Raw genomic sequence first — 12,722 nt, forward strand, 5'->3', positions numbered from 1 at the left:
TTTTAAATTTTAGAAATCGAAATTTCGGTTACTAAATCATCTATCTCTATTTGGATACCGCCCTCTACTTCCGACTGAATCTTCAAATCATCTGTGAGCGTCTCCGAACAAATATAATCTTTATTTTGAATTATTGCGTTTTCTAATTGTTCATCTTTCTTAACAATTACTTTAATTCGGTCCGTAAGTTCAAAATCCTTCTCTTTTCTGAGGTTTTGAATTCGGTTAACCAACTCTCTTGCAACCCCTTCGGAACGAAGCGCATCGGTCAAAGTCAAATCCAGCGCAACGGTCATCGTATTGTTGGAAGCCACCGTCCAACCCGGAATGTCTTTGGTCGAAATTTCAAAATCTTCCAGTTCCAATTCCAGTTTTTTATCGCCCAAATCCAAAGAAATCTTCCCTTCGGACTCCAATTTAACGATGTCTTCATTGTTTAATTGCGCCGTCGCCGCCGAAATCGCTTTCATATCTTTCCCGAATTTCGGACCCAGAGTTTTGAAATTTGGTTTGATGTTTTTCACCAACAAATGCGAAGCTTCTTCATTGGTCAAAAGTTCAATTTCTTTCACATTTACCTCTTGTTTCAGCAATTCTGAAACGGACTCCAAGCGAAGTTTCATCGTATCGTCCAAAACCGGAATGATGACTTTCTGCAATGGCTGACGAACCTTAATATCTGCTCCTTTTCGAAGTGATAAAATCATCGTGGTCGCTTGTTGTGCCAACTGCGTTCTGATTTCAAGCTCTTTGTCAATCAGGCTTTCATCGGCTTTCGGAAAGTAAGCCAAATGCACCGACTCAAATTCGTTTTTACCGGTAGCATTGTTTAAATCATGGTACAATCTTTCGGCAAAAAACGGTGCGATTGGCGAAATCATAATCGCAACTTTTTCCAAAACGGTATAAAGCGTCTGATAAGCCGAAATTTTATCGTTCGAATATTCACCTTTCCAGAAACGTCTTCTGCTCAAACGTACGTGCCAATTACTCAAATTATCGATCACAAATTCTTGAATGGCGCGCGCCGCACGGGTCGGTTCATAATCGGCATAGAATTCATCGACTTTCTTGATCAATGTATTCAGTTCCGACAAAATCCAACGGTCTAATTCCGCTCTTTCACTCACTGGAATTTCTTCTTCCGAATAATTAAATCCGTCCACATTGGCATAAAGCGCGAAGAACGAATAGGTATTATAAAGCGTTCCGAAGAATTTACGGCGAACTTCGTCGACGCCCACAATGTCAAATTTCAAATTTTCCCAGGGTTGCGCATTGGAAATCATATACCAACGCGTGGCATCGGGGCCATAAGTTGCCAATGTTTCAAACGGATCCACGGCATTACCCAAACGTTTGGACATTTTTTGTCCGTTTTTATCGAGCACCAATCCATTGGAAACCACGTTTTTATAAGCTACACTGTCAAAAACCAAAGTTCCGATGGCGTGCAAAGTATAAAACCATCCGCGGGTTTGATCTACACCTTCGGCGATAAAATCGGCGGGGAAAGCCCCTTCTTTTTCTATTAGTTCTTTGTTTTCGAAGGGATAGTGAAACTGGCTGTAGGGCATCGCACCCGAATCAAACCAAACGTCAATCAGATCGGACTCGCGTTTCATCGGTTTTCCGGACGGGGAAACCAAAATGATTTCGTCTACGATATTTTTATGCAAATCAACTTTTGCATAATTTTCTTCGGACATATTTCCGATTTCAAATCCTTCAAACGGATTTTTCGTCATCCATCCTGCATCAATTGATTTTTGTATTTCATTCATCAATTCTTCTACCGAACCGATGATAATTTCTTCGACTTGCCCTGAGCTTGTCGAAGGGTCAGTACGCCAGATAGGCAAAGGAATTCCCCAATATCGGGAACGCGATAAATTCCAGTCGTTTGCATTTTCCAACCAATTCCCGAAACGGCCTTCACCGGTTGATTTCGGTTTCCAATTGATGGATTTATTCAATTCCGCCATTCGCTCCCGAACTGATGTAATTTTGATAAACCAAGAGTCCAGCGGATAATACAAAATCGGTTTGTCGGTACGCCAGCAATGCGGATAACTGTGTTTGTATTTTTCGACTTTAAAAGCTTTGTTTTCTTCCTTTAGTTGAATGGCGATTTCCACATCCACCGAACGTTCGGGTGCTTCTCCGTCGTTATAATATTCATTTTTTACATATTTCCCACCAAATCCTTCGGGCAATTCTTCTATAAATTTTCCTTGTAAATCCACCAAAGGAACGGGATTTTGATTTTCATCCAAAACCAACATCGGCGGAACGCCGTGTTCTTTGGCCACTTTGGCGTCATCTGCCCCAAAAGTCGGTGCGGTATGAACGATTCCGGTACCGTCTTCGGTGGTCACGAAATCGCCGTCGATTACTTGAAATGCTTTGTCCGCATCTTCGTACGGCAACGCCCAAGGCAATAATTGTTCGTACTTGATTCCAACCAAATCAGAGCCTTTGAAGGTTTCAAGTATTCTGTATGGAATTTGCTTATCTCCTTCTTTGAAATTTTCAAAATCGGATTCTTCATTGGTTTCGAAATAATTTTTACCAAAAACCGAATTCAACAAAGGTTTAGCTAAAATCACTTTCTGTGGTCGGAATGTATATTGGTTAAAAGTTTCGACCAAAACATATTCGATTTTCGGCCCGACGGTCAAAGCGGTGTTCGATGGTAATGTCCAAGGAGTTGTCGTCCAAGCGAGGAAATACACATTTCCTTCTATGCCTTTCAAAAAATCGGAAGAGTCTTTTTTTGCTTTAAACTGTGCTACAATCGTGGTGTCGGTCACATCACGATACGTTCCCGGCATGTTCAGTTCGTGGGAAGAAAGTCCGGTTCCGGCTTTGGGCGAATACGGCTGAATCGTGTAGCCTTTGTACAACAAATCTTTGTCATAGATCTGCTTCAACAACCACCAAACCGACTCCATGTATTTGGGTTCGTAAGTGATGTAAGGATCTTTTAAATCCACCCAATAGCCCATTTTTTCGGTCAGGTCATTCCAAACATCGGTATAGCGCATGACCGCTTCGCGACAGGCTTTGTTATAGTCTTCAATTGAAATTTTCTTTCCGATGTCTTCTTTCGTGATTCCCAATTCTTTTTCCACACCCAATTCTACCGGAAGACCGTGTGTATCCCAACCGGCTTTGCGGTGTACTTGTTTTCCTTTCAGGGTTTGGTAACGACAGAAAATATCTTTGATTGCACGTGCCATCACGTGGTGAATGCCCGGAAGTCCGTTTGCGGATGGCGGTCCTTCGTAGAACACAAAATTTTCCTGACCTTCACGTGTGGATACACTTTTTTCGAAAATTTGGTTTTGCTTCCAATCTTCCAAAACATCATTGGCGATCTGAACTAAATCTAATTGCTTGTATTCTTTAAAATTCTTGCTCATTTTGGTCTCTGCAAATTTTAAGCACAATATTTTGTACTTATCTCGTCGTTATCAATTAATTCCTAAAAATTTAGGATTTGCGAAATTACGAAAAAAAAGCTTTTTGCCATTTATATATATGCGAAATTTCTACTTTACCAAAATACTCTGTTTTTAGAAAAAATCAAACTGATATTATTCATAAAAAAATAAAAGAGTTTTTTATCTTTTATTAAATAAATATGTATAGTTTTGTAGTGTAAAAATGAAACGATATGTTACTGTCAAAAACCTGTGAATATGCCATCCGAGCAATGATATACATTGCACAGCAATCCAATAAAGGAGACCGGGTGGGCATCAAGGAAATTGCGGCAGGCATTGAATCTCCTGAATATTTCATCGCAAAAATACTTCAGGATTTGAGAAGAAAAGGATTTGTACAATCTGCCAAAGGACCCAACGGAGGATTTTATATGGATGACGAGCATAGAAATATTTCACTTGCCGACATAGTCCGGGAAATCGATGGAGAACAATTGTTTAAAGGTTGCGGACTGGGGCTCAAGGAATGCTCTTCCCAACACCCCTGCCCCATCCACCACCAATTCAGTTCCATCAGAAGTGAAATCAGGCATATGCTGGAAGAGTCGGTCGTTTCAATGTTTGTGGACAGTCTCGATTTGAACCTTACATTTTTGAAGAAATAAAAAAAATTAAATCAATAAAGGACATAAAGGTATTTTTATCTTAAATAACAAGTCATGAAAATTAATACTAAAAATCCGTTCATTTTATCAGCCGTTTTCTTTTGGCTCGGGATATTCATATCCGTAAGCTTTCTGGAAACCCCTCTGAAGTTTCAGGTCCCGGGCATTACACTTCCCGTTGCACTTGAACTTGGTAAAATCATGTTCGGCATTTCCACCAATCTGCAATTAGGACTAGTAATTCTGATTTCATTTATGCTTCTGAAAGGAAGAAAACTTCATACGAAAGCAGAATTCATAACGTTCGGAATCATTGCAATAATTGTTCTGGCACAAAAATTCTGGATGCTGCCGGTTTTGGATGCGAGAGCGGACTTACTTTCGGCCGGGAAACCGATTCCACCGACGAATCTTCATGATTATTTTATATACGCTGAATTATTGAAGTTGGTGCTTTTGCTGGCTTTTGGAATTCTTCAGTTTCAATCAGATAAAGTCAAAAAATTAAAATCAAACAATATGAAACTTTCAACCACTCTTTCAGTGCTGGCAATTATGATTGCAGTTGTTTCCTGCAAAGACAATTCTCCGAACAAATCCAAAAATGGAGAACTTTATGCCGAAACCATCAAAACAGACGGAACTATTGAGACCCATCCCGATGTGGCGCCGCCATTCGTGCCGGAACCCGTCGGAAGACGAAAAGCCAAAAAGGTAATTGTCCACCTTGAGACTATTGAGAAAACAGGAGAACTTGCCAATGGCACCGAATACAACTTCTGGACGTTTAACGGAACCGTTCCGGGAAGTTTCATCCGTGCGAGAGTCGGTGACGAAATTGAACTTCATTTGAAAAACAATGAAAACAGCAATTTCCCGCACAACATTGACCTTCACGCAGTCAACGGACCTGGTGGTGGAGCCGAAGCTACATTTGTAGCCCCTGGTAAAGAAGCGGTCTTTACTTTCAAAGCGTTGAATCCCGGTTTGTATGTGTACCACTGTGCTACTGCACCCGTAGGAATGCACATTGCAAACGGTATGTACGGATTGATTTTGATTGAACCCGAAGGCGGACTTTCAAAAGTCGATAAAGAATTTTACATCATGCAGGGAGATTTTTACACAAAAGGAAGTTTTGGAGAAAAAGGACTACAGGAATTTGACATTGACAAAGCAATTGCTGAAACCCCAGACTATGTAGTATTCAACGGAAACACAGGCGCTTTGCTCGGAGAAAACGAACTCAAGGTAAATGCCGGGGAAACCGTACGACTCTTTGTTGGAAACGGAGGTCCCAATCTTACTTCTTCTTTTCACGTAATCGGGGAGATATTTGACCGTGTTTATGTGGAAGGCGGAAGCCAGATCAACGAAAGTGTTCAGACAACTTCTATTCCTGCTGGTGGAGCCGTGATTTTGGAATTTAAAGTAGATGTGCCCGGCGACTATGTTTTGGTGGATCATGCGATTTTCAGAGCTTTTCACAAAGGTGCTTTGGGAATTCTCAAGGCCACAGGAGAAGAAAACCCTAATGTATTTATCAAAAATAATTAAGATAAAACTTTTTGTTCATTGAGGATTAAAAACAGTAAAACGATGCGACCTTTTTCATTTATTTTTATAATTTTTATTTTTATCACATCTTGTTTCCAGAGCAGGGAAACAACCAATGCATCTGCGGTTCCGGTTCAACTGAATCCTGTCAGCATTCAGAAAAAAATGGTTGAAATAGAAGGCGGAACCTACACGGCATTCATCGGAAAAGATTCGGGAAGAATTGTTGAAGTTGCCTCTTTCCAAATGGATGAAACACCGGTTACTGTTTCAGAATATTTAAAATTTCTGAAGGCCAATCCTCAATGGACGAAAAGTAAAATCCCGGCGCTGTATGCAGACAATTCTTATCTGCAAAACTGGATCAGTGATTTTCAGCCGCCAGCTGACGTGAGCCCCGACGCACCCGTAACCAATATTTCCTGGTTTGCCGCAAAGGCTTATGCAGAAAGTGTGGGAAAGAGATTACCGACTGTGGATGAGTGGGAATTTGCCGCCATTGCAGACCGGACTTCAAAAGACGCTTCTGAAAAACCGGAATTTACAGATTTCATCCTGAAATCTTATCAAAACAAAAAAAATTACCGCAACGCAGTGGGACAAGATGATGCAAATTATTATGGTATTCACAACCTCTACGGAATGATTTGGGAATGGACCGATGATTTTAATTCGGTGATGATTACCGGAGAATCGCGAAAAGACCAAACGACAAATGACAACCTTTTCTGTTCGGGTGCTGCGGTGACCACCGATGATTTGAAAAATTATGCAGCTTTTATCCGCTTTGCGATGCGAGGCAGCCTTAAAGCCAATTACACCGTGAACAATCTGGGATTTCGTTGTGTCAAAGATTATTAATCAATTAATTATGAAAAAACTACTCCTAATATTCATTGTTCTTTTCGGATTTACTGCTTGCAGTGAAAAAGAAGAAATGGATGCCCAATCAATTTTCCAGTTGAATTCTACCTGGGAAAATCAATTCGGAAACAAATTTAAACTCCACGAACTCAAAGGAAAAACTTTGGTAATGGTGATGATTTATACAAATTGTAAAACAGCCTGCCCGCGACTGACCGCCGAAATGCGCGACATTGAAAGAAACATCGGGGAATATGATCCTGAAAAAATTAGATTTGTATTGGTTTCGATTGACCCTGAACATGACACGCCCGAAACCATGAAAACCTATTTGGGCCACAATAAATTTTTAGGTGAACAATGGCTTTTCATCCGTGCAAATGAAGCCGATACGAGAGAGTTTGCCAATGTCCTTTCGGTGAAATACAAACAGATTTCCCCTATTGATTTTTCGCATTCCAACATCATCAGTGTCTTTTCTGAATCAGGCGTACTGGCTTATCAAAAAGAAGGGCTAACGGTTGATACAGAAGGAATTACACAAGAAATTAAAAAACAATTATATAATTAAAATCCTAAAATTAACGATATGAAAAAATTAATCCTTACAGCCCTTGTATTATTTTCTGCTTTTTCTTGTTCATCCAAAGAAGAAGAACCCGATCCTTTTGAAACCGTGGTTGACTATGACCAAATGACCAGGGAATATGAGGAATTTAAAGAAGCAAATCCCGAAGAAAAGCCAAAGGAGAATCCGGCAGTACGTGGTCTGGCGCTGATCGAATCTTCCGATTGTCTTTCCTGCCACACTACAAATTCAAAACTCATCGGGCCGAGCTATGAAGACGTCGCCCATAAATACACAGAGAGCGATATTGATTATCTGGCCGATAAAATCATTGACGGAGGGAAAGGCGTTTGGGGTGATATCCCAATGACGGCGCACCCTGGCGTTAACAAAGAAAACGCTCGTCAGATGGTTAAATATATTCTTTCACTTAAAAAATAAAAATTATGGAAATCAAATCAAAACACATAGGAGAAATAGTTGCAGAAGATTTCAGAACTGCTGCGATATTTAAAAAACATGGTATTGACTTTTGCTGCAAAGGCGGAAGAACAGTCAACGAAGCCTGCGAAGCGAAAAATTTAAATCCGGATGAAATTTTTTCAGAAATTGAAAATCTACCCGGAGACAACAACGGTTCTATTGATTTCAAATCCTGGGCGCTCGATTTGCTAGCGGATTATGTAGAAAAAACGCATCATCGTTACGTTGAAGAAAAAACACCAATCATTCAGGCATTTCTAGAGAAACTTTGTAAAGTTCATGGCGAACGTCATCCTGAATTATTTGAAATACGGGAACTATTTGACGAATCGGCCAAAGATCTAGCTGCACATATGAAAAAGGAAGAACTCATTCTTTTTCCGTTTATCAGAAATCTGGTAAAAATGAAACTGCGAGGTTCAAATTTTGAATTCCCACCATTCGGAACGGTAGAAAATCCGGTTAATATGATGAAACACGAACACACCATCGAAGGCGAAAGATTCAGAAAAATCGGAGAAAAATCAGACGAATTCACGCCTCCGGCAGATGCTTGCAATACGTACAGAGTCACGTTTGCAATGCTTCAGGATTTTGAAAACGATCTGCATAAACACATTCATCTGGAAAATAATATTTTGTTTCCGAATTCAATTTCACTCGAAAACGAACTCCGAAGCCGTATGAATCCAGCATAAACCTAAGAGCCTGTATAAAATTTACCTAATAATTTGTTTATGCTTCTTTTTGGCTATTACTGCGTTAAATTTCTAAACGATAGCTCTGCTATCCTTTAGAAATTTACCTTGTTCTACCTCAAAAATAATCTATAAACATTTTTATAATACAAATTTAAACAGGCTCTAAAATCCGGAAAAACTTAATTTCCGGATTTTTTTATGTTCTAATGTGATTAATCTTGCGTTTCTTCTCGGGAATACTGCGTATAATGACGCCATTTTTCCAATAATTCCACCATATCATTTGGTAGTGGCGCTTGGAAAAACATTCGTTCGCCGGTAACCGGATGGTCAAAACCTAGTGTTTTGGCGTGCAATGCCTGACGCGGACAAATTTTAAAACAATTCTCCACAAATTGTTTATAGCGGGTAAAAGTCGTTCCTTTTAAAACTGCATTTCCGCCGTAGCGTTCGTCATTGAAAAGCGGATGTCCGATATGTTTAAAATGCGCACGGATCTGATGTGTCCGACCCGTTTCCAGTTTGCATTCCACAAAAGTCACATAACGAAACTGCTCGATGACTTTGTATCGTGTCAGTGCAGGTTTTCCCTGACTCCCATCTTCAAAAACCGCCATTTGGAGACGGTCTTTTAAATGACGTCCAATGTGCCCTTCAATTGTTCCGATTTCTTCTTCCAGACTTCCCCAGACCAAAGCATCGTAAAGTCTGTCTGTAGTTCGGGCTTTGAACTGCGAAGTCAGACTTTGCATGGCCTGATCGGTTTTCGCAATGACCAAAAGTCCGCTTGTATCTTTATCGATTCTGTGTACCAATCCGGGACGTTCCAGCTCGGCTGACATCGATGGTAAATTATCGAAATGAAATTTCAAAGCATTGACCAGTGTTCCTTTGTAATTCCCGTGTCCGGGATGAACCACCATTCCGGCTTCTTTGTTGATGACCACTACAGAATCATCTTCATAAACTACATGAATTGGGATATCTTCCGCGATAATTTCGATTACACGCGGTGGCTCGTCCAATACAACTTTTACTTCATCATCCGGCTTTACTTTATAGTTGGATTTTACCGGATTTCCGTTTACCCAAATACGGCCATCGTCTGCGGCTTGCTGAATTTTATTTCGGGTTGTTTCATGGATGAAATTCATAAGAAATTTATCCACTCGCAACGGCTCCTGGCCTTTATCGGCCTTGAAAGTATGTTGCTCAAACCATTCCTGATTTGGATTTTCTTGTTCGCTTAAAGGCATTTAGTCTATTTCTACTCCGTCGGGTTGTTCCACTTCTTTATTGGGAGGTGTTGCCGGCACATCAGGCGAATTACCATCGGTCTTTTCCAATGCTCTTTCCTGAAGTTTCAGATCTTCTGCATATCTGGCAGCTGCAATGGAATCATTGTCAAAATTTCGGTATTGTCTGTCCAGTTCTTTTACACGTGGAGCAAGTTCACGCGGATCTTTTTCGGAAAGCCACAAATCAACCGGCAGTCCCTGGTCGTAATTATCGCCCGGCAAAGGGTACTGATAAAAAATTCTCAGAAGTGAACTATCGCTCACCGGTCCTTCTACATTTAACCTACCGACTTCAAAACGGTTGGCCATTACAGAAGAACGTCCTTGTTCGAGCGTCATTCCGATTAAATTGGACATATCCACACCGTATTCAAGTCCTTTCCCAAGTACCAGATCCACTTTTGTAAACCTTGGAAGTTCGGTGTCTTTTGAAATTTGTTTCCCTTGAAACATCACACGCAAAACTGCATCTTTAGCGATGTCCGGCTCATAAATCGTATCGCCTACTTCCAGTCCGGCAAGTTTAAGTTGTGTAAAAGCAAGTCTTTTGGATTTTCCGATGATATCGGGTAACGAAGTTGGGCGCCAGCCTTTTGGATTGGATTTGATAAAAATTCTTCTTCCTTCTTTTACTTTAAATCCTTTTCCCGGATAAAAATCAAGAACTGCCAAAGGCATTTTGGTTGAATCAAATTTCACGCTGTCGATTTCATAACTTAATTCCAGACTGTCAAGTGTTTTCATTGCCTGATTAATGTTCATCGCCGACAAATCGGGGATTGTAATTTCTTCATTGTGGTTGGTATAAGCCGACAACCAGACTTTGAAAGTAAAATGGTACAAACCGAAACACGCAACTCCCATCAGGAGGATACTTGCCCAAAATTGCCATTTGGTAAATGCTTTGAAGAATTTCACGCGCTTATATTTTAAATTAGATTTGTTTAAAAACCAACTGGATTTCAAATACAAATTCCAGCCACAAACTTACATATTTTTTTTGTGTCTTTGAACTGAACGTTTTTACGGTAGAAAAAATTGTTCCGGCTTTATTTTCTCCATTTTCCTCTTATCTTTGAATTATAATTCTAATTCTATGTTGAATGTAGCGGTTGTAGCCGGCGGATATTCGGACGAATATATCGTTTCACTGAAAAGTTGCGAACTTGTTTTTCAGAGTCTGAATCCTGAAAAATACAATAAAGTACGTGTACGGATTCTCAAAGAAGGATGGTATGCAGAAATTGATGGTGAAAAACTCCCCATTGATAAAAAAGATTTCAGTTTTGAAAGAAATGGCGAAAAACACCAGTTTGACTGTGTAGTAAATATCATCCACGGGACGCCTGGCGAAGACGGGTATATGCAAGCTTATTGGGAGCTGATCGGGATGCCTTATACCGGCTGTAATTTTTATCAGGCCGCATTGACTTTCAACAAAAAAGATTGTATTGCCGTATTGGAAAAATACGGAATTCCACACGCAAAGTCGAGTTATATTCACCGTGATTTAGCTTATGACATAAACCAAATCATTGAAAAAGTAGGTTTGCCTTGTTTTGTAAAACCCAATCAATCCGGTTCGAGCCTCGGGATTTCAAAAGTTAAGTCGATGAATGAATTCCGGCCGGCGCTTGAAAAGGCTTTCAGAGAAGATCCGGAAGTTTTGGTTGAATCATTCCTTGACGGAACCGAAGTTTCGGTCGGTGTTATCAGATACAATGGCCAAACCAAAGTGGTAGGAATTACAGAAATCGTCAGTCACAATGAATTTTTTGATTACGAAGCCAAATATGAAGGCGCTTCTGAAGAAATCACCCCGGCAAGAATTGAAGATGAAACTTATAAAAAAGTAGAAGAAATTGCTGCGCGGGCTTATGAAAGTTTACAAATGACCGGAATTTCCAGGTCTGAATTCATCATCGTAAACGGAATTCCGCATTTTTTGGAAATGAATACTTTACCTGGATTTTCGCCGGCCAGTATTTTCCCGCAACAAGCTCATTTTGCCGGATTGGCACTCGAAGATTTATTTGACAGCGAAATCCAAATCGCACTAAACAGAAAAAACTTATGGAACGAATAGCCGTTTTTCCCGGATCTTTTGACCCGATTACACTCGGACATCTTGATATAATTGAAAGAGCTGCGCCTCTTTTCGACAAAATCATAGTGGCCATCGGACAAAATGCGCAGAAAAATTATATGTTTTCACTGGAACAACGCAAAAAATGGCTGGAAGAATCATTGAAACGCTTTCCCAATATAACCGTGGATGTTTATGAAGGACTGACTGTGGATTATTGTAAAAAAATGGGCGCTTCCTTTATTTTGAGAGGACTTCGGAATCCGGCGGATTTTGAGTTTGAGAAAGCAATTGCGCATACCAATCGTGCGATTACGCAGAAACACATCGAAACTGTTTTCCTTTTAACTTCCTCCGGAAAATCATACATCAGTTCGAGTATCGTGCGGGACGTAATCCGAAACAACGGTAATTACGAAATTTTAGTTCCGGCTGAAGTCCGGATTTAGTTTACAAATTTAGTTCAATCTGAGTCGGTAGCAAGCGAAATGTCTTTCTGTGGTGAATGCAAGAACCATAGACTTCAATGCCTTTGCGGTGTTCTGCCGTCGGATATCCTTTGTTTTTATGCCAATTGTAATGAGGGATTTCCTGATGAAGTTGCTCCATGTATTCGTCCCGATACGTTTTGGCCAGAATAGATGCCGCAGCAATATTCCGGAATTTCGCATCGCCTTTTACCACACAAGTATGTGGAATCTCTTTGTATTTTTTAAAGCGGTTTCCATCTACAGCAATATGTTCGGGAGAAATATTTAATCCGTCAAGTGCAAGATGCATAGCAAGGATACTGGCATTTAGAATGTTGATCTCATCAATCTTATCGGGATCAACTCGTGCGACTGACCAAGCGATGGCAGAGGATTCGATGACAGGCCTTAGTTCTCTTCGGACTTTATCTGAAATTTGCTTAGAGTCCGTAATTAATTCATTTTCAAAATCATAGTTCAATATTACCGCAGCTGCAAATACAGGGCCGGCAAGGCAACCTCTGCCTGCTTCGTCGCATCCGGCTTCTAATTTTTCAAGAAAAAATTGGTTTATCATTTCA

12 protein-coding genes are annotated in these 12,722 nt (G+C 40.3%); 8 read left to right on the forward strand and 4 right to left on the reverse strand.

Annotated elements, in window-relative coordinates; genetic code table 11:
* Nucleotides 1–2: 2 nt before the first annotated feature.
* Nucleotides 3–3,425 (reverse strand): isoleucine--tRNA ligase, encoded by a 3,423-nt coding sequence (gene ileS / locus WBF63_RS01130; protein ID WP_424367842.1) that lies wholly within the window; start codon nt 3,423–3,425, stop codon nt 3–5.
* A gap of 254 nt (nt 3,426–3,679) precedes the next feature.
* Between ileS and WBF63_RS01135 the strand changes: the two genes are divergently transcribed.
* The 6 genes from WBF63_RS01135 to ric are packed head-to-tail and all read left to right on the forward strand — an operon-like array spanning nt 3,680 to nt 8,284.
* Nucleotides 3,680–4,114 (forward strand): RrF2 family transcriptional regulator, encoded by a 435-nt coding sequence (locus tag WBF63_RS01135; RefSeq protein WP_424367843.1) that lies wholly within the window; start codon nt 3,680–3,682, stop codon nt 4,112–4,114.
* Nucleotides 4,115–4,168: 54 nt separating this feature from the next.
* Nucleotides 4,169–5,671 carry a copper-containing nitrite reductase gene (gene nirK / locus WBF63_RS01140; RefSeq protein WP_424367844.1) on the forward strand — a complete coding sequence of 501 codons (1,503 nt, stop codon included), beginning with the start codon at nt 4,169–4,171 and terminating at the stop codon, nt 5,669–5,671.
* A gap of 18 nt (nt 5,672–5,689) precedes the next feature.
* Nucleotides 5,690–6,532, forward strand: a complete 843-nt coding sequence (locus WBF63_RS01145) for a formylglycine-generating enzyme family protein (RefSeq protein WP_424367845.1) — start codon at nt 5,690–5,692, stop codon at nt 6,530–6,532.
* 10 nt (nt 6,533–6,542) lie between these two features.
* Nucleotides 6,543–7,106 carry an SCO family protein gene (locus WBF63_RS01150; RefSeq protein WP_424367846.1) on the forward strand — a complete coding sequence of 188 codons (564 nt, stop codon included), beginning with the start codon at nt 6,543–6,545 and terminating at the stop codon, nt 7,104–7,106.
* Nucleotides 7,107–7,124: 18 nt separating this feature from the next.
* Nucleotides 7,125–7,544 (forward strand): c-type cytochrome, encoded by a 420-nt coding sequence (locus WBF63_RS01155; protein ID WP_424367847.1) that lies wholly within the window; start codon nt 7,125–7,127, stop codon nt 7,542–7,544.
* Between the two features lie 5 nt (nt 7,545–7,549).
* On the forward strand, nt 7,550–8,284 hold the full coding sequence (gene ric, locus WBF63_RS01160; RefSeq protein ID WP_424367848.1) for an iron-sulfur cluster repair di-iron protein: 735 nt from the start codon (nt 7,550–7,552) through the stop codon (nt 8,282–8,284).
* Between the two features lie 215 nt (nt 8,285–8,499).
* Here ric and WBF63_RS01165 read toward each other — a convergent pair whose 3' ends face one another.
* Nucleotides 8,500–9,543, reverse strand: coding sequence for an RluA family pseudouridine synthase (locus tag WBF63_RS01165; RefSeq protein ID WP_424367849.1), 1,044 nt, complete (start codon nt 9,541–9,543; stop codon nt 8,500–8,502).
* Entirely contained in the window at nt 9,544–10,503 is a 960-nt protein-coding gene (locus WBF63_RS01170; RefSeq protein WP_424367850.1) for a PASTA domain-containing protein, read from the reverse strand.
* A gap of 178 nt (nt 10,504–10,681) precedes the next feature.
* Between WBF63_RS01170 and WBF63_RS01175 the strand changes: the two genes are divergently transcribed.
* Both WBF63_RS01175 and coaD read left to right on the forward strand, forming a co-directional pair.
* Entirely contained in the window at nt 10,682–11,671 is a 990-nt protein-coding gene (locus WBF63_RS01175) for a D-alanine--D-alanine ligase (protein ID WP_424367851.1), read from the forward strand.
* Complete coding sequence (gene coaD, locus WBF63_RS01180; protein WP_424367852.1) at nt 11,659–12,120, forward strand: pantetheine-phosphate adenylyltransferase; 462 nt, start codon at nt 11,659–11,661, stop codon at nt 12,118–12,120. The genes WBF63_RS01175 and coaD overlap by 13 nt, the downstream gene beginning before the upstream one ends.
* A 1-nt stretch (nt 12,121) precedes the next feature.
* On the opposite strand, the gene WBF63_RS01185 is transcribed toward coaD, so the two are convergent.
* On the reverse strand, nt 12,122–12,718 hold the full coding sequence (locus tag WBF63_RS01185) for a ribonuclease HII (RefSeq protein WP_424367853.1): 597 nt from the start codon (nt 12,716–12,718) through the stop codon (nt 12,122–12,124).
* Between the last annotated feature and the right edge of the window lie 4 nt (nt 12,719–12,722).

Origin of the sequence: Moheibacter sp., from assembly GCF_049672845.1 — a bacterium.
In the GTDB taxonomy this organism is placed as follows: domain Bacteria; phylum Bacteroidota; class Bacteroidia; order Flavobacteriales; family Weeksellaceae; genus Moheibacter.